Source organism: Citrobacter sp. wls613 (assembly GCF_005281195.1).
Classification (GTDB): Bacteria; Pseudomonadota; Gammaproteobacteria; order Enterobacterales; family Enterobacteriaceae; genus Citrobacter; species Citrobacter gillenii.
In genome coordinates, this window is the sequence record NZ_SZXN01000008.1 from 1 (window position 1) to 23,652 (window position 23,652).

The following is a 23,652-nucleotide window of genomic DNA, read 5'->3' on the forward strand; positions in this document are numbered from 1 at the left end:
CTCATATCAGGAACTTGTTCGCACCTTCCCTAGACAATGATAATTGTATCATCTCTACTGATTACGCCACATGTCATTGCAACTGTAGTCAGTGCAGTGCTTTCACCACAGAGATATACACAAAGGCCAGACCATTAAATACTGAAGTGTTAAACCATATGGATGTCTATACTGCATGTTTCTCTAAAAATAGAAATGGCATGACCTATCCCAACCTGGAGAAAATTAACAACGCTACGTCTTATTTTTGTGGTTTAAAACACCCTGTGTTATTTTCATTAGAGAATTCAATTAAGAGATTGATTTAGTGCACCAGTGCACGTGAACGTCATGCGTAAACTACAAAACACATCAGTAGGGAACGCGGCCGGCCCCCCTGTGACTCTGGCACACCAGAGCCACAGGAGACAAACATTAATCAGGCTTGACTGGGTAATGCACCAATAGCGTGGGAGTTTTTCACGGTCAGCGTCACCACTGCCGAACAAATCAATGCCGCAATCATAAAGATAAATGCGCTGTTGTAGCTGCCGCCGCTGCTTTGGATTAACCAACCAATGACCGGTGCGGAAACCACCCCTGCCATTTGCCCACCAAAGTTAACGATACCGGATGCGCGACCCATGATGTTGCTGGGAATAGTGTCCATCAAAATCCCCCAGAATGTCGCCATGGCGAAGAACATAAACAGTGCTGAAATACACTGGTAAACCACCGCCATATCCGCGCTGCTTACGCTAAAGGTCAAATACAGGAAACCTGCGGCAATAACGGATGTCACAACGTAGAACATCTTACGCAACGACTTGTATTTGTCGGAGCAATATCCACCGATCAATGTGCCACATGCGCCAAACAAGAATGGAATCGCCGCCATCACACCGGTCTTCGCCAGTGAGAACTCACGGACGGTGATCAAATAGCTTGGCAGCCAGGTAGAGAAGCCCCAGAAGGTAATATCAAACAAGAACCAGATAGCCGCCATCTGCCATAGCACGGGCATTCTGAGCACGTCTTTGAACGCAACGGCCCGGGTATTTTGCTGACTACCTTGATCGTCAGCCGCCAGTTCCGCCAGATCCTGCTGCGTAATAGCCGGGTGATCTTTCGGGTTGTCCCGGGTAAAGAAATAAATACCCGCCGCAATAAACAGACCGGGAATACCGAGCACGATAAAGACCATGTGCCAGCCAAATGCCCCGATGATGCTCGCCGCAACCACCACCGCCAGCGCCGGGCCTAAGGTATTCACCGTCGACTGAATCGCCGTTGCGCGGCCACGCTCTTTTGACGGGAAGTAGGTCGAGATCATCTTCCAGGACGCAGACGGGAAGCACCCTTCACCGATGCCAAATAAGAAGCGGACGGCCAGCATCAGAGGAAGCGTCAGTACCGCACCGGTTAAGCTGGTGAAAATTGACCACCAGGCAATGCCAATGGCCATAATTTTACGCGAGCCAAATTTATCCGCCAATAAACCGCCGGGAATTTGAAATGCCGCGTAACCAATAAAGAAGGCGCTAATAATTAAACCTTGTTGCGTGGTATCAAGATTTAAATCTTTACCGATATACGGTAATGAAACGCTCATCACCATACGGTCGAGAAAAGAAAGCAGCCATGCCAGCCAGATTAATGACAGGACGGTATATCTTGCTTTCCAGGTCTTTGGCTTACCTGAAGGTAAAGATGCTTGTTGGTTCATTGTGATGTCCTTGGGGTGTAGTGATCTCTCGCGGCTATAAATGGTCGCGAGAGATCAACGCGTATTGCGCGTTATTTATTAGTATTGTTTTCTAATAACAGTACCGCTACAGGCATAGCTCTCTATGCCATTAATTAAAGCAATACGTCCATTGACCATCACCAGTTCGATCCCTTCAGGATACTGATTAGGTTCAACAAATGTGCCTTTATCGGTAATGGTGTACGGATCGAACATCACAATATCCGCAGCATAACCGACCTTAATCAGCCCTCGATCCTGCAAGCCCAACACCTCGGCAGGTTTTCCGGTCATTTTACGGATTGCCGCTTCCCAGGTCAGACAGCCTTCTTCCCGCACATATTTACCCAGTACACGAGGGAAAGCGCCGAACACGCGCGGATGCGGCTTACCTGCGCCCATCAGGCCATCGGTACAGACGTTCTGTTCCGGGCGGCAGAGGAACTTAATTACGTGTTCTTCCGTGCCGTAGAAATCGACCATCCCAACGGCATTTTCTTCTTCAAACAGCAGATCAAAGGTGGCGTTGTACGGATCTTTACCACGCAGTTCACCCAACTCGACGAGGTTCAGGCCAACGGCATCCTGATTTTTTTCTGTCTTCACGCTGGTAACAAAAATCTGATCCAGACCGGCGAAATCAATAAAGTTATCCCAGCCCGGAATGCCCTGTTGAATATCAGCGATCATCTTCTCCCGCAGTTCAGGCGAGGCCAGACGTTCAAGCAGCTTGTCGGTTCCACCCGAATGGACCCACGGTGGCAGGATCACACCAAGCATGGTGCTGCCCGCAACGTAGGGATACTGATCGAAAGAGATGCGGATCCCCTCTTCCTGCGCCTGCTCCAGCATGCCCAGCATCCGATCAATCAGCGTCCAGTTTTTCTTGCCGCAAACTTTCATATGCGAAATGTGCAGCCAGACGCCGGTTGCTTTAGCGATATCGATCAGTTCCTGGGTGGAGTTGATGATGTCGTCGGCTTCACTGCGCTGATACACCGCGTTAATACCTGCCTGCGGATTAGCGGAGTGCGCCGGTTTGCCAAACGTTTCAACCACAATTTCAGCGCGGCCACGCTGACCAATTTTCAGGTTTAATTCGGATGCTTCGCCGATAATCACATAGTCAGGTTTATAGCGTTCGCTGACCAGACGGGCGGCGATCCCTTCGAGGGACCGATGTTGAAATCATTGATGAATCTTTAATGCGCATTGCGGGCACCGGAAAATACCGGCACATGCTCAATGAGAATGTGGCAAAAAATGGCTATATCTATCGCCATGTTCTGCAGGTGCGCGAAACGGTGCTGATCAAAAATCCCGGTGAACATCCGCTGTGCCAGATGTGTGAAAAACATCGCTATTGTTCAGAAATGCTGGATTTGAACGCGCCCATCTTTCTTAATAATCGCGTAATTGGGGTGATCGGGATTATTTGTTCAACCCAGGCACAGCGAGAAACGCTGCTCAGTCAGATTGATAAATTCGTTACCTTCATTGAACAAATCGCCGTCATGATCTCAAGCAAAGTCTTTGAGTGCCTGGAACGCTTACGCGCCCAGGAGACGCTGGGCGCATTCCGTCGCCTGATCGATGCGATGGATCGCGGCGTCGTGGCGATCGATGGTCATGGCCGTATCTGGCATGCCAACCACTCCGCCGATCGTATTCTCAACCGGGAGGTTCAGGGACTCCCCCTCACCATTGAAACCACCGGTGACAGTTTGTATGGCGATGAAGAAGCGTGGCTGACGCTCGAAGGTCAGAAACATCATGTATTGTGCAAACAGATTTCACTCTCGTCACAAGATAACGATCGTTTAACCATGGTTATTTTTCGCGATGCTCATGACTACCTGAGCAGCATGACGATGCCGCCTTATGAGTCCGATACTCAGGTGCGGTTAATTGGTCATTCCCCGTCAATGGAGCAGCTTAGAAGTACCGTAGGGAAAATCGCTAACAGCTACGCCAGCGTGCTGATTACCGGGGAGAGCGGATCGGGGAAAGAAGTGGTGGCATTTGCGATTCACCAGAGCAGTCCGCGTAAAACCGCGCCTTTTGTGACGATCAACTGCGCAGCTATCCCCGAGCAGTTACTGGAAAGTGAACTGTTCGGCTACGTCCGTGGGGCGTTCAGCGGTGCGGACCCCAAAGGACGGATGGGCAAATTTGAACTGGCCAACGGCGGCAGCTTGTTCCTCGATGAAATAGGCGATATGCCGCTGCACCTGCAGGCTAAGTTGCTCAGGGTACTGCAGGAAAAAGCGATTACCCGGGTAGGCTCGAATAACACCATCGAAATTGATGTCCGCATTATCGCAGCGACCAACAAAAATATTCACACGATGGTTGAGAATCATCAGTTTCGCGAAGATCTTTTTTATCGTCTGAACGTGGTTCCGCTGGTACTCCCTTCCCTGCGGGAACGACGTGCGGATATCGCCGTCCTCGCCCAGTATTTTGCCGATGAGTTCTCAGCAAGCTACCAACGGCCACCACAAAAACTGCCCGATGATGTGATCAACCGCCTGTATACCTGGCACTGGCCCGGAAACGTCCGCGAACTGCGTAACGTCATCGAATATATTTTTGTCATGCGTGGGGAAGCGACCGGGATCAACGCCAGCCACCTGCCTCCATACCTGCTCACCGCGGCGGACAGCAGAAAACCCGCTATATCGGCACAACCACGTCAGCTTGCCAGTCAGGGAAAACAAGCCGAAAGAGAAGCCATTGAGCGTGTTTTACAGCGTTTTGGCACAAGCGTAGAGGGCAAGAAACAGGCGGCGGCAGAGCTGGGGATCGGCATCGCCACGCTCTACCGAAAAATTAAGCTGTACGGAATGTAAGCCATCTGTCCATGCTCTAAAAAAGAAGAAGCCCGCATAACGCATAACGCATAACGCGGGCTACATTGTGCATCAGATTTGCGGTTTATATCGATACTGTTCAAAGTATTTCCGCGCCCTGCCATCGGCTTCTTCTAAAGCGGCAGGAGAGAGGTTTTCCCGCGAAGCATCTAGCCCGGCCTGAGCATCAAAGTTTCCGTTAGCAACGGCCACGGCATTCCAGATATAGGCTTGCGCATAGTCCTTATCTACTCCTTTCCCTTCCAGGTACATCCTGCCCAACAATCTCTGGGCTTCCGGACTACCCATTTTGGCTGCGCGCTCAATATGTTCGACGGCTTTCTTGTCATCCTGAGCGACCCCTTTGCCCTCGAGATACATCAATCCCAGGTCCGTGTGAGATCCCGCATCGCCTTGTGCGGCAGCCTTCTGATACCATTCGAAGGCCTTTTTATCGTTCTGCGCGGTTCCCTCACCTTTTGAGTACATCATGCCGAGCATCCCTTGTGCCAGCACATCCCCCTGGGCTGCCGCCTGCTGAAATAACTCAAATGCTTTCTTGTGATCCTGCGTGACGCCGACGCTTTCTCCCAGGTAATACATCACGCCCAGCACGCCCTGAGACAGCGCATCACCCTGGCTGACGCCCTTACTTAACAGCGCAAAGGCTTTGTTGCGATCCATACCGACGCCATGCCCTTCAAAGTAGCGCCGACCCAGCAGCCCCTGCGCTTTTGCATCTCCCTGTTCAGCGGCTTTACTCAATGCTTTAACTGTGTTGTAACCCTCGGACAGCGACTTTTTACTGTTGAGAGCACGCTGTGCTTCGGGATTCCCCTTATCAACCGCCTGGTGTAACCACTCTATCGCCAGATAGTTTCCGCGCTCGGCAGCGAGGGTGAGCCAGTTGATCGCTTGCTGATTACCCTGTTCGGCTTGATGGTTAAACCACTCAATCACCTTGCCGTCATTCCACCGTGCTCCTTCACCATCAAAATAGACTAAGGCGAGGACGTAACGTGCGTCGGGATTTCCCTGCTCAGCCGCGCGGGTCAACCACTCAACGGCCTTCGTATCATCACGCGCAACACCTTTTCCTTCGCAATACAGGGTTCCAAGGTAGTACTGCGCCTTTACATCCCCCGCCTCGGCCCCTTGCTGTAAAACAGCCATCGGCTCTTTGTTCCACTCTTTTGCATATCCTTGCGATATTCCCGCGCCCCATAATAAGCCAATGAAAGTGAAGGCGAGGAGAGGCCGAATGTTCATAAAACAGAATCCTTGTTAAGAAAAATACACATGATGGAGAAGACGCTTCAACAATCCAACGTATTTGGCTGGCATTGCGATCTACATCAGAATTATTAACTATATACTGCATAAGGATGAGAAATAACCCCCTTAAATTAAGTTGATTCTCACTCACTTATCCACGAAGGAAATCAGGACGGGTCAAAGATAATAAAAAAGCCACGACTTATCGTGGCTTTTTGCGTTCACACCGCATCTACAATTAGTCAAACACCCCGTTAATCACCGAGGTCACAATCGCGGTGCTCAGCGCAATCAGCACCAGATTGTCGCCCACCACCTGCCATTCGTAGCCGGGGTAATAGGGCAATTGATTGAGCATCGAGGCTGGAACGTTCTTCTTCGCAATACCCGGAGGCAGCGGCTTGCCACGCGCCAGGTTTTTGGCGATGCCAGGAGGAAGCGATTGATACCCGGTCAAACCGTATCTGACCGCATACTGTCTTGCCACATTAAAGCTAATATCGCTATCAACATGATCCGGCTTGCCATAATTTTTACGTTGTTCAGATTGCTGATTGTTTTTTGAACCTGAATTGCCTTTCTGACTATTACCGCTATTACCCTTGTTTCCATGATTACCGCTGTTACCGTTCCCGTTTCCGTTACCCGGGTTAGCGAATGCAGGCATGGCGCACATCGTCATCGCAGCAACCGCGACCAAAGCGGTTGCTAAAGTACGAAACCTGGACATGATGATTCCTTAATATGGAGGTACCTTTAAAAGGTACGATACTTCGTAAATGCCAGCCATCTCTATAGTTCCGATTTATGTGCAAAAAAAGCGGTCCCTGTCCTGGACAGAAAAGGCATCATCGTGATGTAAGATTTGTTGACGTAACCCGCTATTCCCGATAACTCAGATCTTCATGTGACTGACAGGCGATCTGAGTTTTTGGGAATAACTTCGCGAAAACGGAGAGAAAACGGCGTTTTTTTTCGGTTAAGCTATGTTCATGCTTTGGCGCTACCACCCGGTCAAACTCACTACCCAGGAACTAATCCACCATGGCTAAAAGTATCCCGCAGCTGCCACATGACCCACATATGTGCCGCAGTTATGAAAAAAAGACGCGTAGCCCACTGGCACTCTATTCCGAGTATCAGCGTATGGACGTCGAGTTGCGGGCGCCGTTGGCCATGACCTACAGCCACTGGCACGGCCAGGTTGAGGTGAATGTTCCGTTTGATGGCGACGTAGAATACCTTTTCAATGATGAAGTGGTTCGGAGTAAGCAGGGCTACATTACGCTATTTTGGGCCTGTACCCCTCATCAGCTCACTGACCCTGGGCACTGTAAACAAATGGCAATATTTAACTTACCCATGCATTTGTTTTTATCCTGGCCGCTGGACAGGGAACTGATTAACCATGTAACTCACGGAATGGTCATTACATCATCAGCATCACAGCAACTCAGCGCGTTTGAAGTTCAGCGCTGGCAGAATGAACTCAACAGTGATAACGAGCAAATTCGCCAGCTCGCCATTGATGAAATTGCCCTCATGCTCAAGCGGTTTAGCCTTTCAGGCTGGCAACCTTTATTGGGTAATAAAACATCACGTACCCAGAAGAACAGTATTTCACGGCACTCACAGTTTTACGTAAGCCAGATGCTTGAGTTTATTGCCGCCAACTGCGACAAGTTGCTGACGGTTGATGCCATTGCCGAACACGTCAAACTCAATCCAAACTACACGATGGGCATTTTTCAACGGGTGATGCAACTGACCATGAAACAGTACATTACCGCCATGCGTATTAATCATGTACGCGCGTTACTGAGTGACACCGATAAAACCATACTCGACATCGCCACGATTGCTGGCTTTCGCTCCAGTAGTCGTTTTTATAGCTCATTTCATAAATACGTTGGTATGCCACCACAACAGTATCGCAAACTCAGCCAACAGCGGCGGAACCATTAACCTTATGTGGAGAAATAACGAGTCATCAGAACAATTTATCCTATTACTACCCGGAGATGACAGTCAAAAAAAATAAATAAATAATAGAAAACCTGGCGCAGTTAATAAAATAACATTCGCTATTAACGCGAGTCACTATGTCATTCAATTATTGGATGACCTGTAGCAGTAATTTATTTGATTTGTAGAATCATTAACTATTTGGATGGAATTATGGAACCAAAAAACTGTGCTTTAAAAAACCGGAAGGAATTATCTTTCTTTTGGTCAGTGTTACCGATGGTCGTCATGCTAGGTGGAATTAGTATCGGATATTTTATTTTTAATATTCGTGCAGAACCCATGATTTTAATGGGCACGGCGACCGCCTCATTTATCGCTCTCGCACACGGCTATACGTGGGACGATATTCTACAATCTATTTGTAATAAAATATCTGAGGCGCTGCCTGTCATACTGATTGTCGCGAGTATCGGCTTCTTGATTGGAGCGTGGATGGTGTCAGGCACCATTCCCATGATGATTTATTATGGTTTGAAGTGGATTAACCCACAATATTTCTATATTTCGGCTTTTTTGCTGGGTGCACTCATCTCCGTCTGTACCGGGACTTCCTGGGGATCGATCGGTACCGTTGGCATTGCCATGATTGGCGTCGCGATTGGGCTTAATGTATCGCTACCCATCGCAGCAGGGGCTATCGTCTCAGGTTGCTGGTTTGGCGATAAACTCTCTCCCGTCTCTGACTCCACAAACATGGCCGCACTGGCGGCAGGCGTAAACCTGTACTCGCATATCGGGCATCTGCTGTGGACCACCGGTCCAGGTTTTGTAATCTGCTGTATTATTTACAGTTATATGGGAATGGGGATTGATGCCTCGTCAAGCGTACCTGAAAATATTACCCATTTGATGAATACTATTGGCCAGATTTATCACTTTAACATTCTACTACTGCTGCCACCGATTATCGTTTTGTACGGTTCGCTGTCAAAGAAACCAGCGATTCCTATGTTATTTCTGTCAACTATCGTGTCGATGATTCTGGCGCTAGTCTTTCAGGTATTTACCGCCGCCTCGGTCGGCGAATCGGTGGTCAGTGGCTTTAAGCTCGCGATGCTCACAGGCGATACTGTCCCTGCACTGTCAGCTGATGTTGCTCGCTTACTGGAACGCGGTGGCGCAATTTCCATGTTTAGCAGTTTCGTTACCGTTTTCAGCGCCTTTAGCTTCGCCGGGGCGATGAGTGCCACAGGCTCTCTACACACCGTCATTAACGCACTGACGAAAGGGGTTAAATCCACATTTCGTCTGGTTGCCACCACTATTGTTACCACGTTCACCATCTGCGCCTGTACGGCAAACGGCACGTTACCTCTATTGTTGTGTGGTGATGCCTTTAAAGATGAGTATAAAAAACGGGGTCTTGCGGCAAAAAACCTTTCTCGAACAACAGAAGACGCCGGGACAGTCGTTGAACCCATTATTCCCTGGTCTGCTTCCGGTGTTTACTGTGCCACGATGCTGGGCGTCGCCACCCTCGATTATTTACCTTGGGCAATCTTATGCTACAGCGGGGTCATCTTTGCACTGCTGTGGGCGGCGACAGGTATTGGTATCGCTAAGTATGAATCCAATGACGACGCTGAGTATAGAGTTGAACAAAAATCCTAGCCTCGTTCTGTACATAAATAGACTTCGCTAATTTTGTGTTACTTAAATTTTATTTTTAGAGACCTGCCAGGAGTCAGCAATGTCTTTATTTGACGATATTGTCACAAGGGATGCTAATTGTCGTAAGTACGGGCAATTACAACAGATGTACGGTACCAATGATGTATTACCGCTGTGGATTGCAGATATGGATTTTGCCACACCAGAACCCATTCTGAATACGCTACGGGCTGTTATAGAACAGCCCGTTCAGGGCTATAATCTGGATTACCCACAGTGGAAAGAAGCGGTTATTCATTGGTATGCGCAACAGTATGACAGTAGCGTTCAGGCGCACTGGGTGCATTTTGTTCCGGGGGTCATCAAAACCATCGTACTATCATTGATGGCTCTCACCCGTTCAGGGGACAATATATTGACCTGCAGCCCAATATATGACCCCTACCCCAACCTGGTCAAAACCAGCGGCAGAAATCTGGTTCAAACTCGCCTAATTGAGAAGGATGGCGGTTACGAATTTGACTGGCATGATTTCACAGAGAAGCTTAAAGCATGCAAAATGTTTCTTTTTCCTTCTCCGCATAATCCCGGCGGGATGGTATGGCGCCGCGAGACGCTTGAAAGAATAAGTGACTATTGTCACGACGCGGGCGTCATCGTGATCGCGGATGAAGTTCACTGCGATTTGACCTTACCCGGCAAAACACACCACCCATTTTTCAACCTCAATGAAGGGTTAAACAGTCAATCGATTGTGCTTGCCTCTATCAGCAAAACCTTTAATACCGCAGCGATACAAGGCGGTATCGCCATTATCAAGAACGATGAACTGCGCGAACGGTTCTATCATTTTCTTGATAACTGCTACCTCGCCGAGACCCATTCGTTACAGCAGGCGGCCATCTACAGTGCCTATACTCACTGCAGTGACTGGCACCAGAAATTATTGACCTATCTGGCTGACAATATAGCGTATGTAAAAGATGAAATTGAAAAGCACTGCCCCTTGATCTCGATTCTGTATGGCGGCGCATCCTATCTGCTGTTTCTGAATGCTGAAAAAATGGGCCTCAGTGATGAGCAACTGAGCGCTTTTTTTGTCCATGATGCCCGGCTTGGCCTGTCGCCAGGTTATCAATATGGTCCTGGCGGAGAAGGCCATATGCGATTAAACGTTGGTTGTCCGCGTTCTGTACTGGAGGAGGCCATGGACAGACTCAAAAAGGCATACCAGAAGAGGCTGGACGCGTAGCGCTATACCCAATATTTGCCCTGCTAAGTCAGGGCAAAATACCCCATAGATATGCCCTGACCGGCTATAAATACTTCCTCTTCTCTGCGCGAGTGTTAAACTGGAAAGTGTGATCTTCATCATAACCTGCTTAAACAGAGAAAAGAGACACTGCTATGCAACATATCATTGAGGGCTTCCTCAACTTCCAAAAAGAGATTTTCCCTCAACGTAAGGAACTCTTTCGCAGCCTGGCCTCCAGCCAGAATCCTAAAGCACTTTTCATCTCCTGCTCAGACAGTCGTCTGGTGCCAGAACTAGTTACGCAGCAAGAGCCAGGACAGCTTTTCGTTATCCGCAACGCGGGCAATATCGTCCCTTCTTTTGGCCCGGAACCGGGCGGTGTATCTGCCACCATCGAATACGCGGTCTTGGCGTTAGGCGTGACGGATATCGTTATCTGTGGGCACTCCAACTGTGGTGCGATGAAAGCGATTGCTGAAAGCCAGAGTCTGGATCCGATGCCTGCGGTCGCCCACTGGTTGCACTACGCCGATGCGGCGAAAGCGGTAGTCGAGAAGAAAACCTGGGATAACGCAATCGACAAAGTGAATGCCATGGTGGAAGAGAACGTTATCGCTCAACTGAATAATATTAAAACGCATCCGTCTGTCGCTGTCGGACTGCGTAATAATGCGCTGCGTCTGCACGGTTGGGTGTACGACATTGAAAGCGGTGAGATCCGTACGTTGGATAAAGACAGCAAAACGTACGTTTCACTGGCAGACAATCCGCAGGTGCATTTCGAGTAAAATCTTTATCTGGAGCAAGGATGCTCTGGCAACGTCACGCCGCCCCTTCCCCCCGCCACTCGTTCCGTAAGTGGACAAAAAACGCGCTTGCGACTAGCTTTTAAATTAACCGTAAATGTTGCCGTAAGGGTACCCGGTAAGTTAAAGCGACAAAAGGAACACGTGCGAATGCGGGCCAAATATAAAAGAATAATAAATATGCTTTTTTATCATGAGTCGTGGGACATCATGATTATCAAGGATAATGGTTCTCATACCTTTCCTACTAACACGTTGGATATCCTGAAGCGTACCCCTGCGCAGCAACTAAAAAAGAAACACACCTTTCAGGCCGATCCTTTCATCATTGAAAGAGATAATAAAGTTTATATTTTTTATGAGGCTTTACACTTCCGTAATTCGAAGGGGATCCTACGCTGCCGTATACTCGATGCCGACTTAGCGGAACTCGATGATGTGAAGCTCGACGGTTTCGATTATCTAAAATGCCATTTATCTTTTCCTTTTGTATTTGAGGTCAATGGCCAGCTCTTTATGATCCCTGAGTCTTCAGAAAGAAAAGAGGTTATTTTATTTCAGTGCGTAGATTTCCCCCAACGCTGGAAGACGATAAACGTTTTAATCTCGGACGAAGCATTAACCGATAACGTATTTTTCTCACTACACGGTGCCTGTTATCTATTATCGACGACAATGAATAATGAGCTGATGATCCATACTGCCGAGAGCGTGAGCGGTCCGTGGCAGAAAATCACGCCCACTTTGCAGTTGAGCAACCTGCATCAGCGAGGCGCCGGGGCGCCCCATAACATCGGCAATACACTGTACTTCCTCACTCAGGAATGCACGCCTGAAACCTATGGAAAATCAATTTACATCAAAGCATTAGTCACGCTAAACGCATTTTCTTTTGATGAAAAGCTTATTGCACAGGTCAATGCCGCCATCAACCAAAGCGACGGTGTACATACCTTAAACTTCACGAATAACTATCTTGTCTACGATAGTAAAATAAACACCTTTAGTTTTTTATCGATACTCAAAAAAATATCTTATAAGTGCATGGTGAAATTCAGAAATTTATCTCTTACCCGACGCCACTCATAGCCCTGTATTTATAGCCGTGGCCTTGGTGAGTCAATAATCTTTTTCATAAGATTTCCTCTGGAGGCTGTATGGCAATACTTGTCACAGGTGGCGCAGGTTATATTGGTTCACATACCGTGTTGACGCTTCTCGAAAGAGGTGATGAAGTTGTGATCATCGATAATCTCACGAATGCCTCACAAACATCATTACATCGGGTCGCAGAACTCACCGGAAAAGAACCAATTGTTTACATTGCCGACGTTCTGGACAGAGAGGCATTAAAAACGATTTTTTTACACCATGACATTAGTGATGTCATTCATTTTGCTGGGTTAAAATCAGTTTCAGCATCCATAAAAGAACCCCTCGCGTATTATAATAACAATGTCACCGGAACGCTGGTTTTACTGAGTGAGATGCTGACTGCGGGTGTTCACAGCCTAATCTTCAGCTCTTCCGCAACGGTCTACGGAGATCCGGAAAGCGTGCCGCTCAGCGAACAATCGCGCACCGGGGGAACAACGAATCCGTATGGCACCTCTAAATTAATGGTCGAACAGATTCTGGCGGATTTTTCCCGCGCACACCCTGAATTTCGCCTCACCTGCCTGCGCTATTTTAACCCCGTCGGAGCCCATTCCTCAGGCCGAATTGGTGAGGATCCAAATGGTACCCCCAACAACCTGGTTCCCTATATTTCTCAGGTCGCGATTGGCAAGCTTGAAACCGTGTCGGTGTTTGGCAATGACTACCCAACCCCGGATGGCACTGGGGTACGTGATTATATTCACGTGATGGATCTGGCAACCGGCCATTTAGCGGCTTTGGATTGCCAGAATAAAGGTCCAGCCTATAAAGTGATAAACCTCGGTACCGGCATCGGCTATTCGGTGATGGATCTTATTGCCGCTTTTGAAAAAGCGGCTCAACGAAAAATTAATTATCAGATAGTTGCACGAAGACCCGGGGACATCGCCGAATGTTGGTCTGACCCGTCGCTGGCGCGCGAAGTACTGGGCTGGCAGGCTACCTACACGCTTGATGACATGATGCGCGACACCTGGAACTGGCAGCAAAATAATCCTGATGGTTATCACGCTTAACACCCATCAACAATGAGCCTGCGGGCAGGCTCATTGTTGCTAATGGCTAACGCGCCGTGATCGTCGACACACGATACCATCCGCTGCTCTGCTTCCCTTCATTGGCAAAGTTAATTCTCGCGGCGCCCGACTTATCCACGATCGCCACTTCAATGGCGTATTTTCCTCTCGGTAACGCACCGGGCATAGGGAGTTGATAATTCAGCTGATGTTGACCCGGCAGCCAGCGACGAATGTCTTCCGGTGAATTCCCCTGAGCAACAACATTGTTAGCATCATTAATAATACGAAATGACAGGGTGTAAGGAAGGTAAATCGGCGCAACGCCGTCATTATACCAGGTACTGATCAGCGCCAGGCTGCGACCATTTTCCCATACTGACTCATGGCTCAGAGAGGCCAGACGAAAGCGATAGCCCAGCCTGGTCAGTGCATCATCGACAATCGGCCGATACTCACTGGGCACCGTTCGCGATTTCAGGTTGATGGTACTGGCATGATGCTTCACCGCCCAGTCAAAAATCCCCTGCACCTCTGCGCGCGTATAATGAAAAAGATTCTTCCAGTCCAGCATATACGAACAAATTTCCAGACTCACCGGCGATCGTTTCCAGGCATCGTTTAACCCGGAATAACTTTTCTGCGCAGCCAGCAATCGTTGCGGGTAATCATCTGCCATGTGATTCCAGTCATTGGAAAACACACGCAGATCGCCCCAGCAGTCCGCGCGCCATCCAGCCCCTCGCGCCACCGCATTGGCCAGGCTTTGCCCACCACTCATCAACATAATTTTTGGCGTTACGGGAAATGCAGCAAAGTGCATAGCGACGTAGCGATCTAGCTGCTCGGTGGTATATCGTTCCAGCAAGGGTTGCAGCACATCTTTCGGGAAGTTGCTGTTATGCCATTCTCCCCACGATCCCACCATGCCAATATCGACAAACGCCAGGTTCTGATTACCATCGTAGCGCTTGCCAAAAGCGTTCAGCAGACGTTGGCTGTAGGCTATAAACAGGGGATCGTCGAGATCCGGGATAAAGGTTTTATGATCGGGCGTCCATTTTCCTTTCACCCCTTTTTTAATCAGCCAGTCGGGGATCTGCGAGCCGCTTTCAGGCTCCGCAAGGGCCATAAACCGCAGCCCCACGTTCATCGCGGGCCGATGCGCCGCCGCATATTTAAAGGCATCATCAACCAGCGCAAAATTGTACTGGCCTTCCACTGGCTCCAGTTCCCGCCAGTAGAAGCGTTCATATTCAAACCCGGTATTAGGGTAATCCGCCAGGCCCAACGTTTCACCATAACCCTGATGAAAACTGGCCACCCCTATCCCGGGGTTGGTCAGCGGACCGGTTACGGCTTTGGGGGTGACGGTGGTTAATGCAGCCATGGCCGTCAGCGGAAAGAACACACTCAATAGCGCCAAACCCCATTGACTCTTCATCGCCGTAACGCCTCCCCCCGTTGGTTAACGCTAGTGGTTTTTCAGGCTTAGCCACCAGTCCCAAATACCCACATGAAAATTCTGGAACACATCAATACCCAACGCGGATTTGATCATATACAGCGTCAGCAATACGCAGCAGGTAACGAACAACACAACAAACAGCAGTAACAATGCGATCAGGATATTGGATAGCGTCGATTCCCGACGATGCCAGTGACGTAAATCCCTGCCAAACAAAAAGACCAGGTAAAAACGTCTACCGAAAAAGGGAAAGCTTCTACGAATATCAACCTGGTGTCTCGATCCCAGGGTAATAGCAAGTACCGCTTTTTCGACTCCGTCTTTTTGTTCAGCGGTCAACCCCTGCGAGATCTTCTCATCCAGTTGAGCATAAAATCGTTCAATGACGGGCGGTCGGTTCTGAGAGTTGGGCAAAATTAACCTATATCTTTATCAATAGCGTGATAGACGGTGACTGTTTGTCTGGCGATTTCATGCCAGTTATAGTTTTGCAAATATACACTATAGTCAACGCTATTTGCTGTCGCCCATCTCGCCATTTTCCCGGCCAGACTCGCCAGATTACCCACCTGAAAATACGCCTCTGCGGGTAACTTGACCTCCAGATTCGCCGGAATATCGCTCACCACCGCAGGCAGAGAAAATGACATCGCCTCCAGCAGCGCTATCGGCAACCCCTCATGATACGACGGCATGACAAACAGTTTTGCCTGCGAAAACACCGCCTGAAGTTCATCGCCGCGTAAAAATCCGGTCATCACCACACCTGGCGTATCAGCGGCCTGCTGTTTGAGACGAATACTGTATTCGGTCGGGTGATCCGCATCGCCAATTAACACTAATGGCATCGTCAAACCACTTTGTTGGTAGGCTGAAATGGCATCATGCATGCCTTTTTCTTCCACGAATCGCCCCACCACCACAAGATAGTTTTTCGGCTGGAGACCATAACGCGACAGCGTCTGGTGAAGGGTATGTTCTGATAATGTTCGCGGTGCGTTCACGCCATTGTGAATTAAATGCGCATCATAGCGGCGATGCTTATTCTGGATAAGCTGATTAATGACTTCAGATATTACAATCACTTCATTGGCATATCTCACTGCCCAGCGTTCACCGAGCAATAATATTTTCTTTGCCACATACCCCCATTTCTGGCGGTCATAGTCAGGTCCATGATGGGTGAAAACGACCTTCTTGCCCAGTAACCGCAATAACGGAACCACTAACCCCGGACCAATAGCGTGGACGTGCACGATAGTCGAGCGCTCAAAACAGGTGCTGAACGCGGCTAAAACGGAATGAACAATCGCTTCCAGCGAGCGTTTTTTAGGTGCCCACAGCGCATGGATTTCGACATTCTTATACGATGAACGGGTGTAATTCACGTACGGTGAGCGGGCGATAACACAAATATCAACATCGCATAGCCGTTTAATTTCCGGATAAAGATGTTGGCAGTGCGTTTCCACGCCACCCAATACATCGGGAATACCGCGCGTGCCAAATACCGTTATTTTTTTACGCATATTATGGCCTGCCCAACAGTTCTTTATACAGTGCTTGCAACGTTTCCATATGACCGCTGAGCGCATATTTCTCACTCAGCCGTTGACGTCCATTGATGCCCATTACCCGTGCTTTCTCCGGGTCTTCGACCAGCGTATCCATCGCCTCTGCCAACGCCTGCGCATTACCCGGCGTAAATAATATCCCTTCAATACCATCGCGAATTTGTTCAGGGATCCCGCCAATACGTGAGCCAATGACCGGCTTGCCTAATGACATTGCCTCTAACACCGCCATCGAACAGTTTTCATAACATTCCGAAGGCAGGATCACCGCCCGGGCATGTTTAATCAGTTGGTCCAGGGCTTCCCCTTGTTGTACATAGCCTAAAAACTCCACGTCCGGATATTGGGCAATCAACTCGTCATGTAACGGGCCATGACCGACAATTTTCAGCGGCGCCGGGTTACGCATTTTCTGGTGAGCGGCCAGCAACGTAGCCACCCCTTTTTCCCGGCTCAGGCGGCCTAAGTACAGCATATAACCTTCATCACCCGTCGTCTCCACGGGCCGGCTGTCATCTACGCCATTGACGATGACATCGATACGCGAATGCGGCAGCACACGTAGCAAAATGCCGCGTAAAAATGCGCTGGGGGACACGATCACATCCAGCGCCTGATAATTTTGTGCAATGTATTGCCAGGTAGCCTCTAAAGAGAGCAGTAAACTCCTGGCGGCAGACCCTTCCTGACAGCGGTATCTGAAAGCATTGAAGACGGTCCCGGTAATACAGGCATCGCACACTTTCCCGTCGCGTAGCATAGAGTATGAAGGACAGACAATTTTATAGTCATGGGCGGTCAGCACCGTTTTACAGCCAAAATTGCGTGCGACTTTAATTAACGCTGGCGTTAGCTGATGATAGATATTATGAAAGTGAACGATATCCGGGCGTTCTTTTTGCAGCAAGACCTGCATTTTTCGACAGGCTTCGGCGTTATGAATAAAGTTAACCGCCGTTTTAATACCGCCTAACAGGTTACTGTCTGTATGGTAATCAACATTTTTGACAAAAAAATCCGCATACTCCGAGGGGAAATTTTTCTCATGCTGCATCGAAAAATCAATCACCTGCACGCCGGCCTTTTTCAGCATCTCGCGTTCCTGAAAATAAACCGTTTCCGCCCCGCCCTTTATAAAGAAAAACTTGTTAACCAATAAAATTTTCATTACATCCGCTCTTTTTATTGTTGAATGATTTTACTGTTGGGCGGCGTCAGCGGATCGCGCACAGGATGAAGACACCCTTTCAGCAATCCCACGGAACGGACAATCATATTAATGACGCTTTGAACCCCATCGCTGAGAGAACGATTTTGCACAATTTTCCACAGTGTGAACGCCAGTAATGGCAGCAACACCAGGGTAATAATGCTGCCGTTGACGGTGACCAGTGCGGCAAGCAAGATCAACAGATACAGCGCAAATACCGCCTCATTTTTGACCATCTTGAGGGCGCGGGTGAAATACGGTGTTCCAAAACTACAGCGCAACAGCTCTCCCGGCGCCTGGTAATAGCCGCTCAACCACCGATGTTTCAGCATCTTGAAGGTCGGCAGGGTGTGTGACGTATGGCTAAAATAAGGGATATCCAGACGACGCAGTTTGTAGCCAGCATCGGTTAATCGCAGCCCCAGCTCGGCCTCTTCATAGGCGTGCAAATTCCGGTTGGTCAGATAGCCAATCTTTTCAATCGCCGCGCGACGATACAGCCCGCCGCCGCCTAAATGGTCACAATCGCCCACGGGATAGATCTGGTTAATGCGCTGTTTACGGGATTTGAACTCATAGTTCACGGCATCATCCATTTCGACGGTTCCCGCCACGCCGGCATACTCTTCATGCGCCTGTAAAAAGGCGACGGCCCGATCGACAAATCCCTCTTCCAGCGCCATATCGCCATCCATCAGCAGCAGATATTCGCCTTCGCTATAAAGGTAGCCCAGCTGGTGTCCGACACCGCAGCAGCGATCGCCCGGCTCCGTTAATGACACCACCGTCACCCCTTTATTCACCGCCAGTTGCTGGGTGCTATCTGTCGACAGGCTATCAGCCACAATAATTTTATGCGGATATCCCACTAGCTGTCGGCGGATGCTGTCGATGGTTTTCTCAATACCTTTCGCTTCGTTGAGCGTTTTAATACTCACCGAGATAAACGGGATATTATCCATACCCTCCTCCTGTGCTGCGAAGAACGGTGCGACGAATCACTAAGCTTGAACCGAGCGATAAATAAAACAGGAACTGTAGCATCGGCGTTATCATCAGGATTTGGCTATAAGGTAAGCTCACTAAACACGCGATCGCAAAAGCGTTATACGCTGGCGCAAAGCTCAACAGTTGCAGATCCTGCGCGTCCAGTTGTTCAAGCGCCAGTACCGGTTTCGGCTGACACACTTTTAGAATATAAATAAACAGACCAATAAACAGCAGCGTGCCAATCACGCCAATTTCCCACAGCAGCATACTCAGCGACGTGGAGTCCAGGATCAGGTTATAAACAATATTCAAAAACCCAGGTGATACCGAACTTCCGCTGTTCGTCGCATTCAGGCCGTAGCCAAATAGCGTACCGGACAGTCCCCACAGATCGTTATTTTTAAGCCAGAACAGAAACGTCGTGAAGCGGCCCAGTTCACCGGTCGACATGATGTAGTTGGGATCAAAGATATAGCTGAGTGAATCGATAAAAACGCTAAAGGCGCTTTTGGTCGGATCGCCGCCAAAAGCAGACGAATAGTACCAGGCCAGAATCATCACCGACAGGCCGATGAGTACCAGCATGCCAATAACAATCAGCAATAACGTTTTGAGATTGATTTTACTGACGTCTTTAACATAGCTCGGCGAAATCCACACCCAGGCCAGGAACAGCGGTGAAAGCAGGATGACAAACTTCACTTCACCAATAATACACAGCCCAAATCCAAGAATAATATGTAGCGCCATCGATTTAAACGTCGTCAGCCCGTGTTTATATTCCGAGAGCTTAAGCAACATAATCAGCAGGCAAAATAACCCCATTGCCGCCGTATTACCGCCGCCCATTGGGTCGCCGCCGAAGGTCCCGACCACCGAGTCCCATTTTTCCTCTTCGCCGCGCTGCGCCACGCGCTGGGGAACCACCAGTAATACCTGATAAATCATCACCGGGACCTGGGCGTAAAACACCCAATACAGATAGCGTGTAGCCCGATAAATCTGTGATTCCCGGCAGAATCCCAGCAGTAAACAGATCATCACCAGCGACAGTGCTATCTCGTTTTTAAAGGCCACAATCGCGACGGTTACCCCGCCCTGCAGCAGGGTTGAAGCCCCAGCCAACAGCAGAAAAGAGAAATACAGCGCAAGAATAATGGTCTCCTGGGCATCCAGATACAGCGGGCTCTCACGCGTTTGCATCACCATTAATCCGACCATGAGAAGCGTCAGGAAAAACGGGATCCACAGCACCGACTGCATACCGGTAAAATATTGCACCAGTCCACACAGGATCAGCGTGATAAAGGTATAGGCCTGTAAATAATATCCGGTATTCAGGGTCATAATATCACCGGCTTGTCTTTCAGCAGATTGGCGCGCTGGTTCATTTTGAAATAAATAAACCCATAGCGAATAAATGTCAGCGCAGAGAACAAGATGACTGACGTGGCATAGTCTTTATAAAAATAGGGCACCACCACAAAAGCGACTAACACAATCGCCAGCTGTTCGAGCTGAATACGCAAAAAATAGCGATGGGAGCCAAAGATAAGTTCAATTACCGTGAGTGGGCTGATTGCCAGCGCCGGGAACAAATAGGGCAGCATATAGCGGGATGTCTCAATGGAGTTAATCCAGTCCTCGCTAAACCCCAGCCGCATCACGATGGGATAGAAAATAAACACCCCGAGCGTACAAACCACCCCAAGCACTAATAGCAGCAAACGCACCTTTGTATATTCCTGATAATTAAAGGTGTTATTTCTGAAATCAATAGACCACTTGGAGAAAATGGTATTGCGCACCGCATTGCCGATAATCACCACAGGTGCCAGACAGAACCGACTGACGACGGAAAAATAGCCCGCCGTCAGCGCCGAGAACCAGAAGTTAATCAGCATAATCGGTAAATTGCTGCTGGCCATCGCCAGTACCTCAGCGCTGCCTACCTTGCTGATGTGATGAATGTTTTGCTTAAAGAATCGCCAATTATTCAATGGATGCAGATGCCCAGACGTCACCGAGCGGATATCAAATGAATGCAAAATACAGCTCGATGTCAGCAGGATCATCGCGCACGCCCACGACCAGTAAAAGGTCTGTACCTGATGCGTGAGCAGTACCGAGAGCACCACCACCACCGAAACCGAAATACGCTGAAAAATCAGAAAATAAAAATTGGCCGTGCGCAGCGATAAGTTTTCTGAGATTAACGCCCACGCCGTAGAGAGCGTCAATAAATAGAGAAACAGGATATTCTGGTGAAACAACCACGCAGTCAGTACGGCGTAGGGCAACGCAATCAGCGTGCTTTGCAGCAGGCAAAACACCACATTTTGCGCGAGACTGTCGTCCTGCTGCTTAGGAATTAACAGCTGTGAGGCAAAGGTGCAAACCTGCGCCCCCACCACGGCAATACTGTAGTTGAGCGCATACAGTCCAACTTCGGCCATGTCATACTTATGTGAGATCAACCAGATAGACAGCGCACCAATCAACTGCGAGATGATTGATGAGCCAGCTATCGTGGATGCGCTCTTCAGTAGACTCATACGCGGCCTGGTGTCGTCAACAGTTGGTCAGTGCTGAAGTTCAGTGAACGCAGCCCTTCTTGCGTTTCGAGGTTTTTTTCTTCCACCCCGTTCAACACCGCGCCAATTACCACGCCCTGATTATCCTCAATCTTATCCAGCGCGCTGGCGATCGTCTGTGCCGTCCCCACACCGGCTTTCACGATGAAAATAACCCCATCGGCAGCGCGCTTAATCAGCTGAATATCCTGGCTCTGATTCACGGCGGCCACATCAATAATAATGCGCTGATAGCGCGACTTCAGCTCGCGCATCAAAGGCTCTACATTTTCCGACGACAGCATCAGTAAAGAGGAGATAGTGGACTTACCACGCGGGATAAAATCAAGATTCTCATGTATCGTCATCCGCGCGTTCTCCAGCACGATTTCGCCCCGTAGCAGCTCCGCCATGCCCGCAGATGCCGGCGTGGCGAGTTCATTCGTCAGGTCATCGTTATTAAAGAAGTCTGCATCAATGAGTAGCGTTTTCTGATCGAAACTAAAGGAGCTTGCCAGCAAATTGGCCAGCAGGGAACGCCCTTCACCGTGCCCGGCAGACGCCACCGCAACCGTCTGTAATGGCCGGCTATCCAGCATTATCCGGGTACGAATACCGTGAATAATGTCGGCATTCAGCGGGTTCTTCAAAATCATATCCCGTACCTGCGCGCGCCCGGTTGTGCCGCTAAACCGGCGGATTTCACCCAGCGGGGTGACGTTAAGGCGTTGACTCATACGGCTCAGGGTGCGAATGGAATTGTCCATTGCTGCTTTGACGATGAAGTACATGATGCTAAACACCACCGCCATCAGGACCACCATCACCAACAGCAATGACTTATTCGGTTTTACCGGTTTTAACGGTGGCACTGCAGGATCGTACAGCACGGCATCTGCATTGACACCGGACAACGACAGTTCCTGAGTGCGCTGATACAGCGATTTATACAGGTCTTCCATTTTGTCTAACGACAGTTTCTGGCTGTTATAGCCATCTCGTTTGGACGCCATTTGCTGGAAGATGTCTTTCTGCTGCGCCACCTGCTGCTGATAATTCTTTTCATCCGCCAGCGCGGCCAGATATTGCTGACGTAAGCCAACTTTCAGTTCGCCCAGCACCCGCCCGGTTTGACTTTGGATCGACTGAACGTCGGCTTCCGCTTTTAAAATCGTCGCGTGTTTCGGCCCATACAGTTTTCGCTGTTCCGACAGCGCGCGCTGGGCCTGAATCAACGCGATACGTAAGTCCTGAATCTGGGCGTGGTCAGAAACAGAGGGCAAAGAAATGATGCTCTCAAGGGTTCTCCCCCGGCCATTCACTTCGTTATAGACCGACTCCGCCGCAACCCGACGCTGGGTCGCATCGGCCAGACGATTAGTCACAATACTAAGCTGCTCGGTTTCAAAGCCATCAATACCGCGAAAGGTCAACAGCCCGGCATTTTTCAGGTAGCCATCCATCGTCTCTTTTTGCTTCACGATCGCAGCCTGAAGCTCTGCCATCTTTTCCGCATTCAGCGCCTTCGCGTTCTCCACTTTCTGCCGTTTTTGCTCAACCGTATAGTTGATGAAAGCCTGCGCGACGCCGTTGGCTATCTCAGCCGATTGCTGTGCTGAGGGTGACTCATAGGAAATAGAGGCCAGATTGGTCGTGCGAATGCCGATGACCTTCAGATGTTGAGATAATGTCTTCAGCGCCTGATCGACTCTCTGTTGCTGATTATCCCCGCTATTAGCCCCCGCTGCGGCCAATTTATTGCCAGTAATATCGGGATTTTCATCCAACTTCAGGTCGCGTACCGCCTGCTCGAGAATAATGCGTGACTGCATCAGCGCATATTGCGTTTCGTAATATCCGCTGCGCGTTGAATCAAAACCATCCACCTGTGGAAACGGCGAAACGTTATCGGCTTGTGCCTTAATCAGCACCGTCGCCGTCGAGACATACTTTGCTGACATCATGCTGATCAAGGGATACGCCACCACTCCGGCGATAATTCCGGTTAGCGCAATTTTCCAGGCGTTCTTTTTAAGTTCTTTGGCAAAGCGGGAGAGTTCGACTGCGTTTTCTCGCTTTTTGCCGTTTTCCACTATAGAGAGTTTCATCA

The 23,652-nt window shown here is 49.3% G+C and carries 18 protein-coding genes and 1 pseudogene; 7 read left to right on the forward strand and 12 right to left on the reverse strand.

Annotation, left to right across the window (positions count from 1 at the left end; genetic code table 11):
* Positions 1-418: 418 nt before the first annotated feature.
* Together FDX01_RS01100 and FDX01_RS01105 are read right to left on the reverse strand one after the other, a co-directional pair.
* A complete protein-coding gene (locus FDX01_RS01100) occupies positions 419-1,705 on the reverse strand; it encodes an MFS transporter (RefSeq protein WP_115257684.1) in 1,287 nt (428 codons plus the stop codon).
* Positions 1,706-1,783: 78 nt separating this feature from the next.
* Positions 1,784-2,725: pseudogene (locus FDX01_RS01105) on the reverse strand (amidohydrolase family protein); the annotation flags it as partial.
* 206 nt (positions 2,726-2,931) lie between these two features.
* On the opposite strand from FDX01_RS01105, the gene FDX01_RS01110 reads away from it, so the two are divergent.
* Complete coding sequence (locus FDX01_RS01110; RefSeq protein ID WP_249360835.1) at positions 2,932-4,578, forward strand: sigma 54-interacting transcriptional regulator; 1,647 nt, start codon at positions 2,932-2,934, stop codon at positions 4,576-4,578.
* Between the two features lie 72 nt (positions 4,579-4,650).
* On the opposite strand, the gene FDX01_RS01115 is transcribed toward FDX01_RS01110, so the two are convergent.
* Together FDX01_RS01115 and FDX01_RS01120 are read right to left on the reverse strand one after the other, a co-directional pair.
* Positions 4,651-5,847 carry a tetratricopeptide repeat protein gene (locus FDX01_RS01115; RefSeq protein WP_115257680.1) on the reverse strand — a complete coding sequence of 399 codons (1,197 nt, stop codon included), beginning with the start codon at positions 5,845-5,847 and terminating at the stop codon, positions 4,651-4,653.
* A 244-nt stretch (positions 5,848-6,091) separates the two neighbouring features.
* Positions 6,092-6,583 (reverse strand): anti-virulence regulator CigR family protein, encoded by a 492-nt coding sequence (locus tag FDX01_RS01120; protein ID WP_137399087.1) that lies wholly within the window; start codon positions 6,581-6,583, stop codon positions 6,092-6,094.
* 314 nt (positions 6,584-6,897) lie between these two features.
* On the opposite strand from FDX01_RS01120, the gene melR reads away from it, so the two are divergent.
* The 6 genes from melR (at position 6,898) to galE (ending at position 13,727) form a co-directional block, all read left to right on the forward strand.
* Positions 6,898-7,818, forward strand: a complete 921-nt coding sequence (melR, locus tag FDX01_RS01125; protein WP_137399088.1) for a transcriptional regulator MelR — start codon at positions 6,898-6,900, stop codon at positions 7,816-7,818.
* Between the two features lie 213 nt (positions 7,819-8,031).
* Positions 8,032-9,492: a Na+/H+ antiporter NhaC gene (gene nhaC / locus FDX01_RS01130; RefSeq protein ID WP_117343215.1), complete on the forward strand. Its 1,461-nt coding sequence runs from the start codon at positions 8,032-8,034 to the stop codon at positions 9,490-9,492.
* A 79-nt stretch (positions 9,493-9,571) separates the two neighbouring features.
* Positions 9,572-10,744, forward strand: a complete 1,173-nt coding sequence (locus tag FDX01_RS01135) for a PatB family C-S lyase (protein ID WP_137399089.1) — start codon at positions 9,572-9,574, stop codon at positions 10,742-10,744.
* Positions 10,745-10,899: 155 nt separating this feature from the next.
* The gene (locus FDX01_RS01140; protein ID WP_115257678.1) at positions 10,900-11,535 is read left to right on the forward strand and encodes a carbonic anhydrase; all 636 of its coding nucleotides are present in this window, start codon (positions 10,900-10,902) and stop codon (positions 11,533-11,535) included.
* A 168-nt stretch (positions 11,536-11,703) separates the two neighbouring features.
* A complete protein-coding gene (locus tag FDX01_RS01145) occupies positions 11,704-12,642 on the forward strand; it encodes a hypothetical protein (RefSeq protein WP_137399090.1) in 939 nt (312 codons plus the stop codon).
* Positions 12,643-12,710: 68 nt separating this feature from the next.
* Positions 12,711-13,727: a UDP-glucose 4-epimerase GalE gene (galE, locus tag FDX01_RS01150; protein ID WP_137399091.1), complete on the forward strand. Its 1,017-nt coding sequence runs from the start codon at positions 12,711-12,713 to the stop codon at positions 13,725-13,727.
* Between the two features lie 46 nt (positions 13,728-13,773).
* On the opposite strand, the gene FDX01_RS01155 is transcribed toward galE, so the two are convergent.
* Genes FDX01_RS01155 through FDX01_RS01190 form a run of 8 tightly spaced genes read right to left on the reverse strand, consistent with a single transcriptional unit; the run spans position 13,774 to position 23,650 of the window.
* Positions 13,774-15,171, reverse strand: a complete 1,398-nt coding sequence (locus FDX01_RS01155; RefSeq protein ID WP_137399092.1) for a DUF4832 domain-containing protein — start codon at positions 15,169-15,171, stop codon at positions 13,774-13,776.
* A gap of 30 nt (positions 15,172-15,201) precedes the next feature.
* On the reverse strand, positions 15,202-15,609 hold the full coding sequence (locus FDX01_RS01160; RefSeq protein WP_117343210.1) for a hypothetical protein: 408 nt from the start codon (positions 15,607-15,609) through the stop codon (positions 15,202-15,204).
* 2 nt (positions 15,610-15,611) lie between these two features.
* On the reverse strand, positions 15,612-16,724 hold the full coding sequence (locus tag FDX01_RS01165) for a glycosyltransferase family 4 protein (protein WP_137399093.1): 1,113 nt from the start codon (positions 16,722-16,724) through the stop codon (positions 15,612-15,614).
* Position 16,725: 1 nt separating this feature from the next.
* On the reverse strand, positions 16,726-17,937 hold the full coding sequence (locus tag FDX01_RS01170; RefSeq protein WP_137399094.1) for a glycosyltransferase family 4 protein: 1,212 nt from the start codon (positions 17,935-17,937) through the stop codon (positions 16,726-16,728).
* Positions 17,938-17,951: 14 nt separating this feature from the next.
* Positions 17,952-18,941, reverse strand: a complete 990-nt coding sequence (locus tag FDX01_RS01175) for a glycosyltransferase (protein ID WP_115257671.1) — start codon at positions 18,939-18,941, stop codon at positions 17,952-17,954.
* Positions 18,934-20,316, reverse strand: coding sequence for a capsular biosynthesis protein (locus FDX01_RS01180; protein WP_115257670.1), 1,383 nt, complete (start codon positions 20,314-20,316; stop codon positions 18,934-18,936). Before FDX01_RS01180 ends, FDX01_RS01175 begins: the two co-directional genes overlap by 8 nt.
* The gene (locus FDX01_RS01185) at positions 20,313-21,524 is read right to left on the reverse strand and encodes a capsular biosynthesis protein (RefSeq protein ID WP_115257669.1); all 1,212 of its coding nucleotides are present in this window, start codon (positions 21,522-21,524) and stop codon (positions 20,313-20,315) included. Before FDX01_RS01185 ends, FDX01_RS01180 begins: the two co-directional genes overlap by 4 nt.
* Positions 21,521-23,650, reverse strand: a complete 2,130-nt coding sequence (locus FDX01_RS01190; RefSeq protein WP_137399111.1) for a tyrosine-protein kinase domain-containing protein — start codon at positions 23,648-23,650, stop codon at positions 21,521-21,523. Before FDX01_RS01190 ends, FDX01_RS01185 begins: the two co-directional genes overlap by 4 nt.
* Between the last annotated feature and the right edge of the window lie 2 nt (positions 23,651-23,652).